At 65.9% G+C, this 19,247-nt stretch carries 17 protein-coding genes and 1 pseudogene; 8 read left to right on the top strand and 10 right to left on the bottom strand.

Features of this window, described 5'->3' with window-relative positions:
• Positions 1 to 2,175: AAA family ATPase (locus ACFQEU_RS03575; RefSeq protein ID WP_379779358.1), on the top strand; the 2,175-nt coding region annotated here is incomplete at its 5' end.
• Between the two features lie 371 nt (positions 2,176 to 2,546).
• Here the strand turns inward: ACFQEU_RS03575 and ACFQEU_RS03570 are convergent.
• The 3 genes from ACFQEU_RS03570 to ACFQEU_RS03560 all read right to left on the bottom strand — a co-directional run bounded on the left by ACFQEU_RS03570 (position 2,547) and on the right by ACFQEU_RS03560 (position 3,739).
• On the bottom strand, positions 2,547 to 2,996 hold the full coding sequence (locus ACFQEU_RS03570) for a DUF7346 family protein (RefSeq protein WP_379779356.1): 450 nt from the start codon (positions 2,994 to 2,996) through the stop codon (positions 2,547 to 2,549).
• A gap of 26 nt (positions 2,997 to 3,022) precedes the next feature.
• The gene (locus ACFQEU_RS03565; protein ID WP_379779354.1) at positions 3,023 to 3,481 is read right to left on the bottom strand and encodes a DUF7322 domain-containing protein; all 459 of its coding nucleotides are present in this window, start codon (positions 3,479 to 3,481) and stop codon (positions 3,023 to 3,025) included.
• A 90-nt stretch (positions 3,482 to 3,571) separates the two neighbouring features.
• Entirely contained in the window at positions 3,572 to 3,739 is a 168-nt protein-coding gene (locus tag ACFQEU_RS03560) for a DUF7331 family protein (RefSeq protein WP_379779352.1), read from the bottom strand.
• Between the two features lie 161 nt (positions 3,740 to 3,900).
• Here ACFQEU_RS03560 and ACFQEU_RS03555 point away from each other — a divergent pair, with 161 nt between their 5' ends.
• From ACFQEU_RS03555 to sufD, 4 genes are all read left to right on the top strand, one after another.
• A complete protein-coding gene (locus tag ACFQEU_RS03555; protein WP_379779350.1) occupies positions 3,901 to 6,696 on the top strand; it encodes a DNA-directed DNA polymerase in 2,796 nt (931 codons plus the stop codon).
• Between the two features lie 125 nt (positions 6,697 to 6,821).
• Positions 6,822 to 7,742 (top strand): ABC transporter ATP-binding protein, encoded by a 921-nt coding sequence (locus ACFQEU_RS03550; protein ID WP_379779348.1) that lies wholly within the window; start codon positions 6,822 to 6,824, stop codon positions 7,740 to 7,742.
• A gap of 52 nt (positions 7,743 to 7,794) precedes the next feature.
• A complete protein-coding gene (gene sufB / locus ACFQEU_RS03545; protein WP_379779346.1) occupies positions 7,795 to 9,222 on the top strand; it encodes a Fe-S cluster assembly protein SufB in 1,428 nt (475 codons plus the stop codon).
• A 1-nt stretch (position 9,223) separates the two neighbouring features.
• Positions 9,224 to 10,438, top strand: a complete 1,215-nt coding sequence (gene sufD / locus ACFQEU_RS03540) for a Fe-S cluster assembly protein SufD (protein WP_379779344.1) — start codon at positions 9,224 to 9,226, stop codon at positions 10,436 to 10,438.
• A gap of 141 nt (positions 10,439 to 10,579) precedes the next feature.
• On the opposite strand, the gene ACFQEU_RS03535 is transcribed toward sufD, so the two are convergent.
• Positions 10,580 to 11,023, bottom strand: a complete 444-nt coding sequence (locus tag ACFQEU_RS03535; protein WP_379779342.1) for a hypothetical protein — start codon at positions 11,021 to 11,023, stop codon at positions 10,580 to 10,582.
• 334 nt (positions 11,024 to 11,357) lie between these two features.
• Between ACFQEU_RS03535 and ACFQEU_RS03530 the strand changes: the two genes are divergently transcribed.
• Positions 11,358 to 11,843, top strand: coding sequence for a ferritin family protein (locus tag ACFQEU_RS03530; RefSeq protein ID WP_379779362.1), 486 nt, complete (start codon positions 11,358 to 11,360; stop codon positions 11,841 to 11,843).
• A gap of 46 nt (positions 11,844 to 11,889) precedes the next feature.
• The gene (locus tag ACFQEU_RS03525; protein ID WP_379779340.1) at positions 11,890 to 12,318 is read left to right on the top strand and encodes a metal-dependent transcriptional regulator; all 429 of its coding nucleotides are present in this window, start codon (positions 11,890 to 11,892) and stop codon (positions 12,316 to 12,318) included.
• Positions 12,319 to 12,325: 7 nt separating this feature from the next.
• Here ACFQEU_RS03525 and prf1 read toward each other — a convergent pair whose 3' ends face one another.
• Positions 12,326 to 13,576 carry a peptide chain release factor aRF-1 gene (gene prf1, locus ACFQEU_RS03520; protein WP_379779338.1) on the bottom strand — a complete coding sequence of 417 codons (1,251 nt, stop codon included), beginning with the start codon at positions 13,574 to 13,576 and terminating at the stop codon, positions 12,326 to 12,328.
• 98 nt (positions 13,577 to 13,674) lie between these two features.
• A complete protein-coding gene (gene argS / locus ACFQEU_RS03515) occupies positions 13,675 to 15,456 on the bottom strand; it encodes an arginine--tRNA ligase (protein WP_379779336.1) in 1,782 nt (593 codons plus the stop codon).
• A 233-nt stretch (positions 15,457 to 15,689) separates the two neighbouring features.
• Here argS and ACFQEU_RS03510 point away from each other — a divergent pair, with 233 nt between their 5' ends.
• Complete coding sequence (locus tag ACFQEU_RS03510; RefSeq protein ID WP_379779360.1) at positions 15,690 to 16,250, top strand: rhomboid family intramembrane serine protease; 561 nt, start codon at positions 15,690 to 15,692, stop codon at positions 16,248 to 16,250.
• A 102-nt stretch (positions 16,251 to 16,352) separates the two neighbouring features.
• On the opposite strand, the gene rpsJ is transcribed toward ACFQEU_RS03510, so the two are convergent.
• The 4 genes and pseudogenes from rpsJ to ACFQEU_RS03490 all read right to left on the bottom strand — a co-directional run.
• The gene (gene rpsJ / locus ACFQEU_RS03505) at positions 16,353 to 16,661 is read right to left on the bottom strand and encodes a 30S ribosomal protein S10 (RefSeq protein WP_004048854.1); all 309 of its coding nucleotides are present in this window, start codon (positions 16,659 to 16,661) and stop codon (positions 16,353 to 16,355) included.
• Positions 16,662 to 16,664: 3 nt separating this feature from the next.
• Positions 16,665 to 17,930 (bottom strand): translation elongation factor EF-1 subunit alpha, encoded by a 1,266-nt coding sequence (gene tuf, locus ACFQEU_RS03500; RefSeq protein WP_379779334.1) that lies wholly within the window; start codon positions 17,928 to 17,930, stop codon positions 16,665 to 16,667.
• 244 nt (positions 17,931 to 18,174) lie between these two features.
• Positions 18,175 to 19,167, bottom strand: coding sequence for a homoserine dehydrogenase (locus ACFQEU_RS03495; RefSeq protein WP_379779332.1), 993 nt, complete (start codon positions 19,165 to 19,167; stop codon positions 18,175 to 18,177).
• Positions 19,164 to 19,247 (bottom strand): annotated as a pseudogene (locus ACFQEU_RS03490) (amino acid-binding protein); the annotation flags it as partial. The gene ACFQEU_RS03495 and the pseudogene ACFQEU_RS03490, both read right to left, overlap by 4 nt.

Raw genomic sequence — 19,247 nt, 5'->3', positions numbered from 1 at the left:
GGCGACGACCCCACGCCCCAGGTCTGGCTGTTCGACCTCGCGCTCGGCGGCGACGCCCGGCAGCTGACCGACCGCGAGCACGGCGTTTCCGAGTTCGACTGGTCGCCAGACGGCGATCGGATCGTCGTCGCGGCCGACGACCCGACCGACGCGCAACGCGAGTACCGCGACGCCCGGGAGGAGGGGGGACCGATCGAGACCACGCGCCTCCAGCACAAACTGGACGGCGTCGGCTGGACCGACGAGGTCCGCCCGTACCTCTTCGTCGTCGACGTCGAGACGGGGGCGGAACGGCGGCTCGACGACGCCTACGGCGGGGGTGCGTTCCAGGGGCTCGCCGGGATGGAACCCGACTGGGGCGCGGAGGGGTACATCGCGTTCACCTCGTGCCGGCTGGAGAACCCCGACGACACGACCGTTCGCGACGTGTACGCGATCGATCCGGACGAGACGGACGCGTCGGTCGAGGCGGACGAGGCGGACGAGGCGGACGCGTCGGTCGAGGCGGACGAGGCGGACGAGGCGGAATCCGAGGCTGACGAACGGGAGGCATCCATCGAGGAGCTCCGCGAGGAGGCCGAGACGTTGCGCGCACGCTTCGAGGCGGACGCGGCGGACGATCCGGAGGGGAGTCCGAGCAGCGACAGAGACGATGGCGATAGGGGCAATAGCAACGGAGACGCCGACGCGTTCTCACCCGTGAGCGTCACGCCGGAGACCGTCGCCGAGCGACGGGAGACGCTCCGGGAGCGACGAGGCGAGCTGCGTGAACGGATCGCGGAGCTGTCCGCGGAGCTGAAGAACGCCCGGGAGCGGGTGGCAGAGGCCGAGGAACTGCTCGCGGCGGGGAAGTGCCCGGAGTGCGGACAGCCCGTGGAGGAGTCGCCGCACGCGACGGGGATCGACGAGGACCGCGAGCGCGTTGCGGAGTTGGCGTCGTCGCTGTCCGGGGCCCGAGAGCGGGAGGAAACGCTCGACGACCGGATCGCGACGCTCGACGAGCTGGTCGAGGCGGCCGAGCGGCTCGACGAGATCGACGGGACCGCCGAGATGCTACGCGAGCGGGTGGAAGAGAAGCGGGCGGAAGCGGCCGAGAAACGGGAAGCAGCGGCGGAGGAGCGCGATCGTGCCGCCGGGCTCAAGGAGCGTGCGGACGAGACGCGCGAGGTCGCCGAGGGGAAGCGCGAGGAGGCCGAGGCGGCCGCGGCGGCGGTAACGGAGCTGGAGTCGGAGCTCGATGAGATCGATACCGCCCGGGAGGCCGTGGACGCGGTCGAGGAGCGGCTGGAGTCGATAGCCGAGCTCGAAGACCGGATCGAGCGACACCGGGAACAGCGCGAGAACCTCGAAGCCGTAAACGACGAGCGTCGGGACCGGCTCGCCGACAAGCGGGAGCGGCGAGACACGCTTCGGGAGGCGGTCGACGAGGAGGCGATCGAGACGGCAAAAGAGCGGAAACGGGAGGCCGAGGCGTACCTCGAACGGGTCGACGAGGAGCTCGAGGAGTTGGCCGAGAAGCGGACCGAGCTTCAGAACGCGATCGGCGGCGTGCGCGGCGAAATCGAGGGGTTGGAGGCGCTTCGCGAGGAGCGGTCGTCGCTCGCGGCCACCGTCGACTCCCTGGAGTCGCTCCACGAGGAAACCGCCGAGCTGGAGGCGACCTACGGGGAGCTGCGTGCGGAGCTGCGCCAGCGAAACGTCCGCGAGTTAGAGCGGACGCTCAACGAGACGTTCGAGCTGGTGTACGGCAACGACGCCTACTCGCACATCGAACTGGACGGCCAGTACGCGCTGACGGTGTACCAGAAAGATGGCGAGGCGCTCGAACCCGAGCAGCTCTCCGGCGGCGAGCGGGCGCTGTTCAACCTCTCGTTGCGCTGTGCGATCTACCGGCTGCTCGCGGAAGGGATCGAGGGGGCCGCGCCGACGCCGCCGCTGATCTTAGACGAGCCGACGGTGTTCCTCGACTCCGGACACGTCTCGCGGCTCGTCGACCTCGTCGAGGAGATGCGCGGATTCGGCGTCAGACAGATCCTCATCGTCAGCCACGACGACGAGCTCGTCGGGGCCGCCGACCAGCTCGTCACCGTCGAGAAGGACCCCCGAACGAACCGGTCGACGGTCACCCGCGAGGACGCGGCGGGACTCGACGTCGCGTCGCTCGCCGACGATTGAGCGGGAGACGGATGAGTGGTGGACGCCCGAACGGCGGACGTGGACACGTCGGCGTCCGGCGCGCCGATAGCGCCCGGCACGCCGGCGGCGGACGAGCCACCGCCGCCAACGACACAGTACATAAGTGCCCGAACCCGGGTGTGGAACGTCAGACCAGGAACGAGGACGAACAGCACCGACGCTCCCGCCATAGGCCCCAGCTGGGGCGTTGTCCTCGACGCTCGTTCGGGCGGTTGTGTATCCGGGATCACGAGAGTCCGGCCGCTGTTTATAAGCGGTTCCGCGGTCGAGCGTCGGTCATCACTGGCCCCCGTCTCGCCCATCCGTGGCTGGAGATGCTTCCGGGGGAGGCTGGTCCTCGCGCCGTTCGCTCACGACTCGTGTGCGTCGGCGGCGACCGCCCCGCCGCGTAACAGTCGGACCGCGTCCTCGGCGGCGGGCGTCGCCGCATATCCGCGCCGTCCCGCGACGTCGGCCTCCTCGATCAGTCCCGCGACGCGGAACTCCGCGAGTCGGCCGTGAACGTCGGACTCGCACATGTCGTACGCCATGACCTCGACGGCCGACAGCGGTCCGGCGTCGACGAGTTCGACGAGCAGCCCGAGTGACCGATCGTCGTGGACCGACCGGACGACTCGTCGAACGGGGGCCGGCACGCCGCGCGCCGCCGTGGCCAGTGGTGACTCGCCGTCGACGACCTCCAGATCCGCGTTCGCGACGTACCGCTCGTCGCCCGTCTCCGGGTCACGGACTCGGCTCGAGTCGTCGGACCGCTTCACGAGGAGGTACGTGTCGCCGTCGGCGTCGCGAACCGTCTGCATGCGGGTGAGAAGGTCCTCCGAAGGGATTACCGTTCCGGGCGGTCGGTGTCCCTGTCGCTGGGGTCGGGATCCGAGTCCCCGTCGCTGGTGCCCGTGTCGGTGGGAAGCGGGTCGGACTCGGGTCCGGGGTCCGACTCGTCGTCTTCCTCACGCGCCCGGTCCCATGCACGATACGTCTGATACGTTCGGATCCCGGCGAGCACACCGACGACGAGCAGGGCGGGGCCCAACCGGTCCCATCCCTCGAAGAACCACACCATCGGGCCGAGAAAGACGAAGAGCAGCGCGACGTTCGCGTAGATCACGGCGACGACGAACGCACGGAGCGTGTGCTTGTCGACGTCGCCGGCGGCGTCGAAGTCGCCGCCCTCGTCGAACGTCTTGACGGAGGGGGCTTTGGGTGCCTCCGGCGTCATCTTCCGCTCCGCGTCGGAGCTCTCGCCGAAAGACACCTCGCCCTCGTTTTCCTCGTCGAAGGGGAACACGGCCGTGCTACGCCGCGCCGGGTCAAAGGAGTTGTGTCCCGGTTTCCGCCGGAAACGCGGGCGAACGGACAATCGGTCCGACCGGAGGGATCAGGCCGCGTCGGCGAGTCGGACGGTTCGGCTCGCCTCGACCCACGCGAGCGGATTTTTCGCGTCGAAAAGCACCACGTTGCCGTCGTCCTCGTACGCCTCCACCTCGGCGTCGGCGTCGCTACCCGTGCGGTGCGTCCCGTGTTCCCCGTTCGGGTTCGAGGGCATAGACCGTGGTAAGTCGTGACACAATATATGCCTTTCCGTGGCGGGTCGTTTCGCCGCCCCGGGGATCGTGGCCCGATAGAATCGTCTTCGGTGACCGGAACCTCCGCTCGCATCGTCGGCCGAACGCCGAGTTTTTTAGCCGGGTACGCCGAAGTCACGGTATGACTCAGTCGGGGCTCACGGATTTTTCGTCGGCCGGTGACGCGGACGACGACGGCGGCACCGACCGCGACGACCTCGCCGCCGAGGAGGCGAGGGTCGTCACCGGTTCCGGTGGCGGACGCGTCAGCGACGTGATCGACGTCGACGAGGCGAAGTTCCCGGACTCGACCGGTACGGTCGAGCTGATGATCACCCAGATCGATTACGCCGTCGAAGGGTACGGGAGCGACGAGTATCCGGTCGTCCACGTGTTCGGTCGACGACCGGCGGAGAACGTCAGCGGGGACACCGACCACGACACCGTCGAGCATCTCCGGGTGCTGGGCGTCGAACCGTACTTCTACGTGCCGACCGCCGAGCTCGACATCGACCCCGTCGAGGAGTACGACGTGGTCATCGGCACCCGGGAGTCGGACCCCGACGGCAACGCCTACGAGAGCATCCGCGGCGAGCCGCTCACTCGGATCGTCACGCGGACGCCTCGCGACGTCGGGAACATCCGCGACGACTTCGCGACCACTTTCGAGGCGGACATCCTCTTCCCGAACCGGTTCCTGATCGATAACGGGCTCAACGGCGGGATACGGGTCGAGGAGCGTCGGCTCGACGACGAGGAGACGATCCAGGTCCACGAGGGGCACCTCGAACCCGCCGACGTCGACGCCGAGATGCGGGTGAACACCTTCGACATCGAGGTCGACGACCGGCGGGGGTTCCCGGAGGACGGCGAGGAGCCGATCATCTGTCTCACGAGCCACGATTCCTACGACGACGAGTACGTGGTCTGGCTGTACGACGCGCCCGAAGCGACGGTGCCCCCGCCGGAAGACCTCCCCGACTACGAGGGGATCGTGGAGAGTGACGACGACGGCGTAGTGCTCGATTTCCGCGTTGAAACGTTCGAGGCGGAGGACGCGATGCTCGACGCGTTCGTCGAGTACCTGGACGAGAGCGACCCGGACGTGCTAACGGGTTGGAACTTCGAGGACTTCGACGCGCCGTATCTCCTCGATCGGATGGAGGAGCTGGACGACGAGAGCCAGTACGACCTCTCGGTCGATCGGCTCTCTCGGATCGGTGAGGTGTGGCGTTCGGGGTGGGGCGGCCCCGACATCAAGGGGCGGGTCGTCTTCGACCTGCTGTACGCGTACAAGCGAACGATGTTCACGGAGCTGGAGTCGTACCGCCTCGACGCGGTCGGCGAGCGCGAGCTCGGCGTCGGCAAGGAGCGGTACGCCGGCGACATCGGCGACCTCTGGGAGCAGGACCCCGAGCGGCTGTTGGAGTACAGCATCCGCGACGTCGAGCTCTGTGTCGAGATCGACCGGGCACAGGACGTGATCGCCTTCTGGGACGACGCCCGGAAGATCGTCGGCTGTAAGCTCGAGGACGCGACGACGCCGGGCGACGCGGTGGATATGTACGTGCTCCACATGGCGTACGGGAACTTCGCGCTCCCCTCGAAGGGGCAGCAGGAAGCCGAGGAGTTCGAGGGGGGTGCGGTGTTCGACCCGATCTCCGGGGTTCGTGAGATGGTGAGCGTGCTGGATCTGAAGTCGTTATACCCCATGTCGATGGTGACGATCAACGCGTCCCCGGAGACCAAAGTCGATCCGGCGGAGTACGACGGCGAGACGTACCGGACGCCGACGGGGGTCCACTTCCGGAAGGAGCCCGACGGTATCATCCGGGAGATGGTGAACGAGCTCCTCGACGAGCGCGAGGAGAAGAAAGCGCTCCGGAACGAACACGACCCCGGGACCGAGGCGTACGAACAGTACGACCGACAGCAGGGAGCGGTGAAGGTGCTGATGAACAGCCTGTACGGCGTGTTCGGCTGGGACCGGTTCCGCCTGTACGATCGCGAGATGAGCGCCGGCGTCACGTCGACGAACCGTGAAGTGATCGACTTCACCGCGGACGTGACGGCGGAGATCGGGTACGAAGTGACGTACGGGGACACTGACTCAGTTATGCTTTCACTAGGGGAGTTAGAGAAGAAAGATGCCATCGACGCCTCCTTCGAGATAGAAGACCACATCAACGACCGCTACGACGACTTCGCGCACGACCGGTTGAACGCCGAGGACCACCGGTTCCAGATCGAGTTCGAGAAGCTGTACCGCCGGTTCTTCCAGGCCGGTAAGAAGAAACGGTACGCGGGCCACATCATCTGGAAGGAGGGGAAAGACGTCGACGACATCGACATCACCGGGTTCGAGTACAAGCGCTCGGACATCGCACAGATCACGAAGGAGGTCCAACAGCACGTGATCGAGACGATCGTTACCGGCGACGACATCGACGAGGACCTCGAAGCGATCGAGACGTACCTCACGGACGTGATCGACGACTTCCTCGCGGGCGAGCTCAGCGTCGAAGAGGTCGGGATCCCCGGGGGGATCGGCAAACGGCTCGACGCGTACGAGACGCCGACCGCACAGGTCAGGGGCGCACAGTACGCGAACGAGCTGTTGGGAACGAACTTCGGCAGCGGTTCGAAGCCGAAACGACTCTACCTCAAGAAAGTCCACCCCGACTTCTGGGAGCGGATGGAGTCCGAACGCGGACTTGACCCGCAGCGCGGGGGATTATACGGGGAGTTCAAACGGGATCCGGACGTGATCTGCTTCGAGTACGCCGATCAGATCCCGGAAGAGTTCGAGATCGACTGGGAGAAGATGCTCGATAAGACCCTGAAAGGCCCGATCGAGCGGGTCATAGAGGCCTTAGGGACCTCTTGGGAGGAGGTCAAAACGGGACAGGAACAGACGGGGCTCGGGTCGTTCATGTAAGAAACGAGAACTCGGTTTTCGATCGTCGAAAGAATTATTCTACTATTCGTGATTTTGAACGGGTAAATGCGTAACCATTAACCGCTGGAACCCCCACTGTTTCGGTACGAGGCTCAACCCTACAAATGGCAACTCTCGAGATCAGCGACCTACACGCACGGGTAGCGGAAGAGGGCGGAGAACGGATCCTTCGGGGCGTCGACCTCGAAGTCGATTCCGGCGAGATCCACGCGCTCATGGGACCGAACGGCTCCGGCAAGTCCACGTTGGCAAAAGTGATCGCTGGCCACCCGGCCTACGAGGTCACCGGCGGGAGCGTCACCCTTCACCTCGAAGACGCGGACCTAGCGGACATCGAGGCGACGCTCGACGACGAGGACTATCACTGGGAGCTCCTGGAGATGGAACCGAACGAGCGCGCGGCGCTGGGTATCTTCCTCGGCTTCCAGTACCCCGCGGAAATCGAGGGTGTCACGATGACGAGCTTCCTCCGACAGGCGCTCAACGCCAAGGCCGAGGAGCGTGAGGAGCTGTTCGAGGACGAAGAAGAGGAAGCGGCGGAGTCGGAGGCCGACGACACCGGCTACGACACCTCCCCCATGGAGGGCCCCGCGGACGACGGCGAGATCGGCGTCGCGGAGTTCCAAGAGATCCTCTCCGAGAAGATGGAGCTGCTCGACATGGACGAGAAGTTCATGCAGCGGTACCTCAACGCCGGGTTCTCCGGCGGTGAGAAGAAACAGAACGAGGTCCTCCAAGCCGCGATGCTCGAACCCGTCATCGCCGTCCTCGACGAGATCGACTCGGGGCTCGACATCGACCGCCTCCAGGACGTCTCGAAGGGGATCAACGCGCTCCGCGACGAGCAGGGCACGGGCGTCCTCCAGATCACCCACTACCAGCGGATCCTGGACTACGTCGAACCGGACCACGTCCACGTCATGCTCGACGGCGAGATCGCCAAGAGCGGCGGCGCGGAGCTGGCCGAGAAGCTCGAGGACGAGGGGTACGACTGGGTTCGCGAGGACGCGTTCGAAGCCGCGTAACGACACGTGATTACGCAACAACCCTATACAACCGGAAACGAAAGCTAACGACATGAGTTCACAAGACCACCTGAAGGAGACCGACACCGAGGCTCGCTTCGAGTTCAAGAAGGAGGAGAAATCCGCCTTCAAAAGCGAGAAGGGCCTCACCGAGGAGACGGTCCGCGTCATCTCGGAGGACAAAGACGAGCCGGAGTGGATGCTGGAGCGTCGCCTGCGCGCACTCGAACAGTTCCAGGCGATGCCGATGCCCACCGACTGGCCCGAAGCACCCGATCTCAGCGAGATCGACATCGACGAGATCGTTCCCTACATCCGGCCGGACGTCGAGGTCCGTGGCGGCGTCGACGACTGGACCGACCTCCCAGACGAGATCAAGGACACGTTCGACAAGCTCGGCATCCCCGAGGCGGAGAAGAACGCGCTCTCGGGCGTCGGCGCGCAGTACGAGTCCGAGATCGTCTATCAGAACATGCAGGAGCAGTGGGAGGAGAAGGGCGTGATCTTCTGTGACATGGACAAGGCCGTCCAGGAACACGAAGAGCTCGTCAAGGAGTACTTCATGACCAAGGCCGTCCCCCCGAGCGACAACAAGTTCGCGGCGCTCCACGGGGCGATCTGGTCCGGCGGCTCGTTCGTCTACGTCCCCGAGGACACGACGGTCGAGATGCCGATCCAGGCGTACTTCCGGATGAACTCCGAGGGGATGGGCCAGTTCGAGCACACGCTCATCATCGCCGAGGAGGGCTCGGAGGTCCACTACATCGAGGGCTGTTCCGCACCGAAGTACTCGGCGTTCAACCTCCACTCCGGCGGTGTCGAAGTGTTCGTCGGCGAGGATGCCCACGTCCAGTACTCGACGGTGCAGAACTGGTCGAAGAACACGTACAACCTGAACACCAAACGAGCCATCGCCGAGAAGGGCGGCCGGATGGAGTGGATATCCGGCTCGATGGGGTCGAAGGCGACGATGCTGTACCCCTCGACGATCCTCAAGGGCCGCGGCGCGTCGGACAACCACATCACCATCGCGTTCGCCGGCGAGGGCCAGGACATCGACACGGGCGCGAAAGTGTATCACAACGCGCCCGAAACCAAGTCCACGATCGAGTCGAAGTCGATCGCGAAGGACGGCGGCCGCACCAACTACCGCGGGCTCGTCCACATCGCGGACGGCGCGGAGAACTCCTCGACCGCGGTCGAGTGTGACGCGCTGATGTTCGACAACAAGTCCACCTCGGACACCATGCCGTACATGGAGATCAACGAGTCGAAGGTGGACGTCGCCCACGAGGCGACCGTCGGCAAGATCGGCGACGAAGACATCTTCTACCTCCAGTCCCGCGGTCTCGACGACGACGACGCGAAGCAGATGATCGTTTCGGGCTTCATCGAGCCCATCACGGAAGAGCTGCCCATCGAGTACGCCGTCGAGCTCAACCGGCTCGTCGAGCTCGAAATGGAGGGCTCGCTCGGATAACATGAGCACGCAAGCAATACAGAGCCTCTCGGAGGACACGGTGCGGCGCATCGCGGAGGAACGTGACGAGCCCGAGTGGCTCTTAGAAACCCGCCTGAACGCGCTCTCGGCGTTGGAGACGGCGGAGCTGCCGGACGTCATCCAGACGCCCGGGCGGCGCTGGACGGACCTCGAGGCGCTGGACTTCGAGGCGCTCGTCGACCCGCTGAATCAGTCGGACACGACTGAGCGCGCCGGCGGCGATGACGACGTCGTCGTGTTACCGTTCACCGAGGCGTTCGACGAGTACGGCGACGTGCTCGAGTCGAACTTCGGCAGCGTGCTCGACCCCGAGCACAACTACCTCACGGCGCTGTCGGTGGCGCTTTTCACCACGGGTACGTTCGTCTACGTCCCCGAGGGCGTCGACGTCGAAGACGTGACGGTGCGCGCGGAGATGAACTCCCGCTCGCTGTTCAGCCAGACGCTCGTCGTCGCCGAGGAGTCGTCGTCGGTGACGATCCTCGAATCGATCGAGTCGGGCGAGAGCGACGTGAGCGGCGACCGCTACTTCTCGAACCTCGTGGAGGTCGTCGGCGGCGAGAACGCCTCCGTTCAGTTCGGGTCCCTCCAGAACCTGGACGACGACACCTACACGTACGCGCTGAAGCGCGGACGCACGGACACGTACGCGACGATCGACTGGATCGAGAGCAATTTCGGCTCGAAGCTCACCCGGTCGGACGTCGAGACCGAGCTCGCCGGCGACGGCTCCGAGAGCCAGATCGTCGGGACGTTCTTCGGCACCGAGGACCAGCACTTCGACATCAACGCCCGCGTCTGGCACGAGGGCGAGCACACGACGGCTGACCTCGTCACCCGCGGCGTGCTCGACGACGTCGCCCGCTCCGTGTACGAGGGGGTTCAGGACGTCGGCGAGGATGCGTGGAGCACGTCGAGCTACCAGCGGGAGAACACGCTGATGCTCTCGGACGACGCCGAGGCCGACGCGTCGCCGAAGCTCATCATCCACAACCACGACACGGAGGCGTCCCACTCCGCCACCGTCGGACAGGTCGACGCGGAGGACCTGTTCTACCTGGAGAGTCGCACGATCGACTCGCGAACCGCACGGAACATGCTCGTTGAGGGCTTCTTCGTGCCGGTGTTAGAGGAGATCGCGGTCGACGAGTTCCGCGACGACGTCGAGGAGCTCGTGTTGAAACGCCTGCAGTAGCTCGCCCGCTGCGTTTTTCGGTTCTTTCAGCGACTCCGGTAGCAAGCAGCGCCGGCTGCCGGTCGTAAGTACGTGGGTCGGCCCCGGGCGAGAAAAGACCGAAGCTACGAGGAAAGCGTGTAAAGGTGCGTGAATCGGTCGTTATGCGTCAGCGTCTTCCTCCTCGTCGTCGGTGTTCTCGCCGTCAACGTCTTCGTCGGTGTTCTCGCCGTCAACGTCTTCGTCGGACACGACATCGCTCACCGCGTCGCCGAGGTCGTCGAGCTCACCGCCGATGAACTCGTGGACCTGCTCGTGGATCTGGCTGACGTGCTCGGGCACCTGTTCGGGGAGGCTGCTCGGCGGGCCACGGTCGCCTGCGGCTTCGTCATCGGCGTTCCCCTGTCCGTCGGGGGCGGCGTCATCGGGCTCGTCGCTCGCGTTCTCGTTCTCGTTCGCGGGCGTGTCGTCCGGCGCGTTCTCGTCGGCCGCCGTCGCGTTGTCGTTTGCCTGTGCGTCCGCGGGGGATGCGGCGCCGACCGCCGCTACCCCACCGATCAAAACGGTCACCGCGAGTGCGACCGTTACAACTGTGTTCGCGTTCATCGCGTCCCTTCCTATCGGCCGAGAGGTGTTAATACGGGGACGCACTGAACCCGGTTTTCGACGATTTCAGCGACGTATTACCTGGATCACCGCGAATTAACGCGAGCTGAGCTCGGATCGAACGGGCACAGACCGTAATCGGGGGGAGACCCACGCCTCGGACGACACCCCTCACCGCGCACGGCTCACGACACGCGACGCGCTCCCCACTGCGCACGGCTCACGACACGCGACGGGCCACCCACGCGCCCACTACAGTCGAAGGAACATCTTAAGTCGGCCAGGCTCCGAGTTCGTGTCGTATGCGAACGGGCGTATCGACCGGGTGGTCGCGGTGAGCGTTGGTCAGCGAGTGACGACCGACGACCAGCTCGCGCGCCTGCTCCAGATCGGGATCGTGTTGGAGGAGGTCGTCGAGGCGCGAGCGTATCACCACTACCGGAGCCTCGACGAGGAGCTCGACGAGGAGGTTGCGGCGCTGCTCGAAGGCGCCGCCGAGGAGTCCGCGGAGCACCGCGAACGGCTAGAGGCGCTGATCGACGGACTCGGGGTCGAGAGCGTTCCGTTCGACGAGATCGAGTCGCTCGTTGACGCCAGATACGGTCGGACCCGGCCGGAGGATTTCGACGGCGTGTTGTACGACCAGTTGTGCAACGAGGAGACCGCCTACAAGTTCTACGACGACCTCATCGAGGCGATAACCGAGTCGGACGCGGAGTTCTCGATCGACCGCGAGGAGCTGTTGGACACCCTACGAGCGATCCGCGAGGAGGAGTCGGACGGGGTACGTGAGGTCACGGAGGTCATGGAACGACGATGAACGTCACGAGAGTGCCGCCGGAGAGCGGCAGCGACGGAGGGGAGCCGTGAACACCGCAGATCAGTATTTGAAGACCATATACGTCATCCAGCAGGCGGCCGACGGGCCGGCGTCGACCGGGGCGGTCGCGGATGCCCTCGACGTGAGCCCGGCGAGCGCCAACGAGATGATCGGCAAGCTCGAATCGCGTGGGCTCGCCGAACACGAGAAGTACAAGGGGGTTCGACTCACCGACGACGGCATCGTCCGCGCCCGAGAGGCGTTACAGACGTACTGTATCATCGAGCGGTTCCTCGCGAACGTCCTCGCCGTCGAGGAGTTCCGCGCGGAGGCTCGGGAGTTGGAGGCGGTGATCGACGGCACCGTTGCCGAGCGGCTGGACACGATCATCGACCGGAAGCCGGAGTGTCCGGACTGCTTCGACCCGGAGACCGACGCGTGTGCGTGTCTGGAACTGACCTCGACGACCGAATAGACCGTCGTTAGACGCCCGTCGAGTAGCGTAAGATCCCGGCGACACCGCCGAACGCGTCGAGCAGCTGTTCACCCTTTTCGAAGTCCGTGGAGATGAATTTCGTATCCGTGCCGCGCTGTTCGGCGATCGCCATCAGGTGTTCGATGACGTCCTCGCGCTCGACTACTTCGGCTTCCTGGCCACACTCCTCGCACTCGTGGTCGGGCGTCGAGTGGCGCGAGTCGATCACCTCGTACTCCTCGGTGCCGTCCGGGCACTCGTACACGACCACGTCGGATCGCAGGTCTTCGGAGATGAGCAGCCGGTCGACAGATCCCATGATCAGGTTCCGGCGGGTCTGTTCGAACCCGTAGGTCGCCTCCTCACCGGTGTGGAGGTTCTCGAAGAACTCCTCCATGTGGCGTTTGTCCTCGACGATCTCCTGATCGGCGAGCGCCTCGCTCGCGTTGTCGACGAGGTCTTTCAATCCGGACTCGTCGGTGTACGCGACGTCGAACTTCCCGAGCACCTTGTCCTGCAGCTCGTGGTGGAGGTAGTCGCCGTCGAGGAACTCGTCTTTCGTCGGCGACGGGCCGCCGACCAAGATCCCGTCGAGCTCGTGGCGTTTCGCCACGAACAGGTCGTTCGCCATCTCCGCGACCTCCTGATAGAAGTTGTCGATGGCCTCCAGCCGGAGCCGGGCGAACCGCTGTGCGGACTGGCCACCCTTCCGCTGCTTGCCGGGAACGAGCGAGGAAGCTGACTTGACGGCCTCGACGCGTTTCCCCTTCAGCCACCCGACGTTCGCCTCGCGGCGATCCAAAACGATGAGCCCGAACAGTCCGGAGTCCGCCAGCATGTGTTCGAGCGGGTCCGTGAGGAAGTTCGAGTCACAGTGGTAGCGGAACGATTCGATCGGCTGCGGCGGCGATTCGAGCGTCCGCGTCACCATCTCGGTTCGGCCACCGCCGGAGTTGACCGCTCCCGAGAAAAGCACCATTCCGTTCTCCGGCGGGTACGTGTCGTAGTAGCGGAGCCGGTCTTTGATGCTCGTCAGCGCGTCCTGGACGTTCGTCCGGGTCTGTTTGGATTTGATGTTGGCCGCCTCGCTGTGCTCTTGGGTGACGTGTGCCACCACGTCGGACACCTGTTTGTCCTCCGGGATGTAGATGGTGACGAGCTGGGTGCCGGAGCCCTCGTAGTCTTTGAGCTCCTCGATGACCTTGCGGAACTCGTACTTCCGCCGGTCCTCGCTCGCCTGTTGGGCGTCGCTACTCATTGTCTCGACTACGGCCGCGTGCGTGTAAGTAACCTTTGACCCGCGGAGCGAAGCGAACACGCCCCGTACACTCCCGCTATGGCTCGGTTACCGGTGGTTCACATCGATTCGGGGGCCTCGACGCCGAGGACGTCGAGCGCGTTCGCCATCGTGTAGCGGGCCGCGGCGACAACGGCGAGTCGAGCATCGCGGAGCGCGTCGCTCTCGGCGGTCAACACGGGACACTCGCGGTAGAAGGCGTTGTACGCCTCGGCGAACTCGCGCGTGAACGTGGCGACCGTGTGCGGTTCCAAGTCCTCGGCGGCCGCCTCGATAACGGCCGGGAACCGGGCGACCTCCCTGAGCAGGTCGCGCGCCTCGGCCGTCTCCAGCACGCTCGGGTCGACATCGACGGTCGCACCCGGTTCCGGCACCGTGACATCGGCTGTCGTCGCTTCATCGAGGATCCCGCAGCAGCGGGCGTGGACGTACTGGACGTACGGCGCCGACTGCGCCTCGAAATCCAACGCCTCCTCCCACTCGAACGTGATCGCCTTTGCCGGCTGTTTCGAGACGATATCGTACCGGACGGCCCCGATCCCGACCTGGTGAGCGATGCGTTCGATATCGGCCTCGTCGAGGTCATCGTCGCGGATCCGGTCGTCCATCCGGCTCTCGACCGCCTCGCGGGCGCGAGCGATCGCCTCGTCGAGCAGGTCATCGAGCATCACGCCGGTCCCTCGCCGGGTGGACATCTTTCCGTCAGGGAGGTTGACGTACGAGTAGATGACGTGGCCGAGCGAGTCAGTGTCGTTGCCCAGCAGCTCCAAAGCGGCGTCGAGCTGGTCGGCCTGGAGCTTGTGGTCCTCGCCGAGCACCGTCACCGCGCGGTCGTAGTTCGCGAATTTCCACTCGTGATGCGCCAGATCCCGGGTAGTGTAGAGGCTGGTGTCGTCCGAGCGCAAGAAGACGAGGTTCTTGTCGATCCCCCAGTCGTCGAGCTCGAGCTGCCAGGCGTCCTCCTCGTAGACGGCCTGTGGCGTCTCCTTGAGCCGCTCTGCCACGTCGTCGGTGGACCCGTCGCGCATGAACCGCGTCTCCTTGACGAACTCGTCGAACTCCGCAGGCAGACGGGCGAGACACTCCTTCATCCCGCCGAGTACCGCATCGACGACCTCACCAACGCGTTCGTAGGTCGCCTCGTCGCCCGCTTCGAGTCCTTGGAGGATCGACGATATCTCCGCCTCGGCAGCCTCGACCTCGTCCGAGTCGGCACTTTCGAGGAACTCGTTCCCCTTCCGGTAGTAGCGCACCAAGTCGTATTCGATACGGTCCCGGGCGGGGTCCGCTTCGAGGTCCGACTCGTCGAACCGTTCGTACGCCCACGTGAACACCGCCATCTGCCGGCCCGCATCGTTGACGTAGTAGTGGCGGTCGACGTCGTAGCCGGCGTACGAGAGGAGGTTCGCGACCGCGTCGCCGACGATCGGGTTGCGTGCTCGCCCGACGTGGACCGGCCCGGTCGGATTCGCGCTCGTGTGCTCGACGACGACGGAAGTGTCGCGGTCGGGGAGGCTTCCGTACGCCTCGTCGGCCGCCGCGGCGGTCAAGGTGTCGGCGAGGTACCGCTCGCCGGCGTGGAAGTTGACGTACGGGCCAGCTGTGTCGACGGCGACGAGGTCGTCGTACCCCTCCACCTCGACCGCGTCCGCGACGTCGCTCGCGACGTTCGGCGGGGCGTCGCCGACGACGCCGGCGAGCCGAAACGCGACGCTGGAGGCGAGCGTCGCGTCCATGTCGTCGGGCGGGCGTTCGATACCGAGGTCGTCGGTCGGGAGGTCGAGACTCGCGAGCGCGTCGGCGAGCGCCGACGACACCTCCGACCGGAACTGCCTGAACATACCGTCCGTTCGTCGGTCCGGCTAAAAGGCCCTTCCGAAGCGCCCGCAGCGGGAGACGACTGCTGTCGATCACGTGGCCGTGAAGCGGACGTGCCCTCTCAGATGCTAGAAAGCAGCGTAGCAGGGCGCGGAGAGGGTCAATGACGAACGATTCGAGGACGATCGGGACGGCCGCCACCCACGGATCCACCGCGACAGCCGAGTTAAGTGGCTGGACGCCCAACCTCATCACGATGCGTGCCACGCTGGAAACGCTCGGGATCGTCTCCATCATCGGCGTCGTGCAGGCTGCCCTGAGCGTCGTCGGGCTCGCGTGGGTGTTCGCGCTGTCGGCGCCTGTGTCGATCGCGCCGTGGACCGTCGTCACGAGCGTCTACGCGCACGCCTCCGCCAGTCACCTGCTTGCGAACGCCGTCGCCCTCCTCCTCGTCGGCCCCCTCGTCGAGCGCCGGACGACGCGGCTCCGGTTTCATGCCTTCGTCGTCGCGAGCGGCGGCCTCGCCGGGATCGCACAGGTGACTCTAGGCGGGCTCGTCGGCGCGTCACCTGCCGTCCTGGGGATCAGCGGGGCGGTGTTCGCGCTTGGCGGCTACCTGCTCGCCGGGAACGCGGTGACGACGACGTTGTTCGACCGCCTCCGACTCACCCCACGGGCGCAGTTCGCCCTATTTGCGGGGATCGCGGTCGTGTTGACGCTCGTCACCGCCGCACCCGGCGTCGCGCTGATCGCTCACGCGGCGGGCGCGTTCTGTGGGCTCGTCACTGGGCGGGTGAGACTACTCGACCGGCGGTGACGACGGGGTCGTCGCCAGCGCTACCGCTACCTTCGGAGGCACTTGCCGCCACGCGTGGCTATCGGGGATAAAGAAAACGAAGGAACGGAAGCGCCCTAGCGCTTAGTCTTCGAGGACGATCTCGATGCTGACGTCGTTCGGCACTTGGACGCGCATGAGCTGGCGGAGCGCGCGTTCGTCGGCGTCGATGTCGATCAGCCGCTTGTGGACGCGCATCTCCCAGTGCTCCCACGTCGCCGTCCCCTCACCGTCCGGGGACTTCCGCGACGGGATCTCGAGCGTCTTCGTCGGCAGCGGGATCGGGCCCGACAGGGCGACCCCCGTCGAGTCCGCGATCTCGCGGACGTCGTCGCAGATGTCGTCGAGGTCCTCGGGGCTCGTGCCGGCGAGGCGGACGCGTGCCTGCTGCATCGATTATCGCTCGTTGACTTCGAGCACCTTGCCGGCCGCGATGGTCTGACCCATGTCGCGGATGGCGAAGCTGCCGAGTTCGGGGATTTCGCCGGACGGCTCGATGCTGAGCGGTTTCTGCGGGCGCACGGTGACGACCGCGGCGTCGCCGGACTTGATGAAGTCCGGGTTCTCCTCGGCGACCTCACCCGACGAGGGGTCGATCTTCTGGTTGATCTCCTCGATCGTACAGGCGACCTGCGCCGTGTGGGCGTGGAAGACCGGGGTGTAGCCGGCAGTGATCACGCTGGGGTGCTGCATGACGACGACCTGTGCCTTGAACGTCTCGGCGACGCTCGGCGGGTCGTCGGCGGGACCACAGACGTCACCGCGACGGATGTCGTCCTTGCCGATGCCGCGGACGTTGAACCCGACGTTGTCGCCGGGGCCGGCCTCGGGAACCTCCTCGTGGTGCATCTCGACCGTCTTCACCTCGCCGCCGACATCGGACGGCTGGAAGGAGACGTTGTCGCCGGTCTTGAGCATCCCGGTCTCGACACGTCCGACGGGGACGGTCCCGATACCGGAGATGGTGTAGACGTCCTGGATGGGGAGTCGGAGCGGCGCGTCCGTCGGCGGCTCGGACTCCGGCAGGTCGTTGAGCGACTCCAGCAGCGTGGGGCCGTCGTACCAGGGCGTGTTCTCGGACTCCTCGGAGATGTTGTCGCCCTCGAACGCCGAGATCGGCACGAACGTCGTGTCGTCGGTCGCGAAGCGGACCTGGTTGAGCAGGTTCTTGACCTCCTCGACGACCTCCTTGTACGAGGACTCCTGGTAGTCGACCAGGTCCATCTTGTTGACGCCGATGATGAGCTCGTTGATACCCAGCGTGCGGGCCAGGAACACGTGCTCTCGGGTCTGGGGGGCGACGCCGTCGTCGGCCGCGACGACGAGCACCGCGTTGTCTGCCTGCGAGGCACCCGTGATCATGTTCTTCACGAAGTCACGGTGGCCCGGGCAGTCGACGATGGTGAAGTAGTAGTTGTCGGTGTCGAACTCCTGGTGGGCGATGTCGATCGTGACACCACGCTCTCGCTCCTCGGCGAGGTTGTCCATCACGTAGGCGAACTCGAAGCCGCCCTTGCCCTTCTCTTCTGCTTCCTCTCGGTGCTGCTCGATTACGTGCTCGGGAACGCTCCCCGTCTCGAAGAGGAGTCGGCCCACGAGCGTGCTCTTGCCGTGGTCGACGTGGCCGATAATGGCCAGATTCTGGTGCGGTTTGTCACTCATGGGGTAATCACGCGCTAAGGCGTTGTGTGAGTACGTTTTCGGTTGATCCCACTAAAACGGTTTCGATACGGCACACAGCCGATGGAAACGCCGTCTCATGGTTCGTGAGATCGTTACGCATGGTAGCGTGGAGATGAACAGTAGTGGGAGTTCGGCCCCCACCTCCAACGGGCTTCGCTCCAAACGGGCCTCACCGCAAACGGCCCTATCGGCGCCGGGTGGTTCGACCCTCCGACGATGACGGCTACTCGAGCCGTCCAACGTCCCCGAGCACCGCGCTTGCGGTCTCCGGGCCGCCAGCCCCGCGGCCGGAGATATTGAGCCGGCCGGCGTGGGAGGTCTCGATCTGGACGATGTTCTGCGTGCCGGAGACGGCGAGGGTCCCGTTCTCGGGGACGAGCCGCGGGGCGACTCGGACGGTCTCGCCCGTCGCCTCGCCGATCAGCCGAACGGTCCGTCCGTCCTCGGCGGCGAGCCGAAGCGCGGAGCCGGGAACGTCGCGGATCCCCTCCACGTCGGCGTCAGCAAGCGTGAACTCGCGGGCGTCGGCCGGGTCGTCCGCCGCACCGAACGAGAGGACGTTCGCGAGGATGACGCATTTGAGCGCGGCGTCCGTCCCGTCGACGTCGAAAGAAGGATCCGCCTCGGCGACGCCGAGGTCCTGCGCCTCCGAGAGCACGTGGTCGTAGTCGAGTCCTTCCGCAGCCATGCGGGTGAGGATGAAATTCGCCGTCCCGTTCAACACGCCCCGAACAGCCGTGACATGGCCAGGTTCGATGTCTTCGACCGTCGAAACCGCCGGGATCGCGCCGCCGACCGTCGCCTCGAAGCGGATGTCGCCGTCGCTGTCGGCGGCGAGCGTTCGGAGGTCTCCGAACCGCTCCGCGACGGGGCCTTTGTTCGCCAGTACCGCGTGTCGATCGCGCTCTAGCGCGGCCGCGACGTGCGAGAAACCGGGCTCCGCGTCGCCGAGCGTCGTCGGCGTCGCCTCGACAAGCACGTCGTAGTCGGCTGCGAGCGCGTCGGCGGGCTTCGCGTCCCCGACGACTCCCGCCTCAGCCTTGCGGGTCACGACCGCTTCGGTGTCGAGCCCGACCTGTCCACTGGCTCCGGACGACCCGTCGCTGACGATCGCGGACGACGAATCGGCGACGGCGACGACCTCGTGGCCGTACTCCGCTGCGAGCTCGACGACGGAGCGCCCGACCGCGCCCGCGCCGATCACGGCGAGTTTCACGCGTCCACCCCCGTGAGCGGCTCGACCACACGGAGCGACTTCTCGTCCGCCAGCTCCCTGACGGCGGCGAGCGCCGCCGC

The organism is Halorubrum tibetense (assembly GCF_042661865.1).
Taxonomy (GTDB): Archaea; Halobacteriota; Halobacteria; order Halobacteriales; family Haloferacaceae; genus Halorubrum; species Halorubrum tibetense.
Note: the sequence above shows the minus strand (reverse complement) of the source record. Positions and strands in the feature narration are given on the sequence as shown.

What these genes read in the sequence shown, in the direction of transcription:
- ACFQEU_RS03570 (WP_379779356.1), bottom strand. Translation starts at nt 2,996, where the DNA reads ATGCAGACGGTTCGCGACGCCGACGGCGACACGTACCTCCTCGTGAAG.
- ACFQEU_RS03560 (WP_379779352.1), bottom strand. Translation starts at nt 3,739, where the DNA reads ATGCCCTCGAACCCGAACGGGGAACACGGGACGCACCGCACGGGTAGC.
- ACFQEU_RS03555 (WP_379779350.1), top strand. Translation starts at nt 3,901, where the DNA reads ATGACTCAGTCGGGGCTCACGGATTTTTCGTCGGCCGGTGACGCGGAC.
- ACFQEU_RS03550 (WP_379779348.1), top strand. Translation starts at nt 6,822, where the DNA reads ATGGCAACTCTCGAGATCAGCGACCTACACGCACGGGTAGCGGAAGAG.
- sufB (WP_379779346.1), top strand. Translation starts at nt 7,795, where the DNA reads ATGAGTTCACAAGACCACCTGAAGGAGACCGACACCGAGGCTCGCTTC.
- sufD (WP_379779344.1), top strand. Translation starts at nt 9,224, where the DNA reads ATGAGCACGCAAGCAATACAGAGCCTCTCGGAGGACACGGTGCGGCGC.
- ACFQEU_RS03535 (WP_379779342.1), bottom strand. Translation starts at nt 11,023, where the DNA reads ATGAACGCGAACACAGTTGTAACGGTCGCACTCGCGGTGACCGTTTTG.
- prf1 (WP_379779338.1), bottom strand. Translation starts at nt 13,576, where the DNA reads ATGAGTAGCGACGCCCAACAGGCGAGCGAGGACCGGCGGAAGTACGAG.
- argS (WP_379779336.1), bottom strand. Translation starts at nt 15,456, where the DNA reads ATGTTCAGGCAGTTCCGGTCGGAGGTGTCGTCGGCGCTCGCCGACGCG.
- ACFQEU_RS03510 (WP_379779360.1), top strand. Translation starts at nt 15,690, where the DNA reads ATGCGTGCCACGCTGGAAACGCTCGGGATCGTCTCCATCATCGGCGTC.
- rpsJ (WP_004048854.1), bottom strand. Translation starts at nt 16,661, where the DNA reads ATGCAGCAGGCACGCGTCCGCCTCGCCGGCACGAGCCCCGAGGACCTC.
- tuf (WP_379779334.1), bottom strand. Translation starts at nt 17,930, where the DNA reads ATGAGTGACAAACCGCACCAGAATCTGGCCATTATCGGCCACGTCGAC.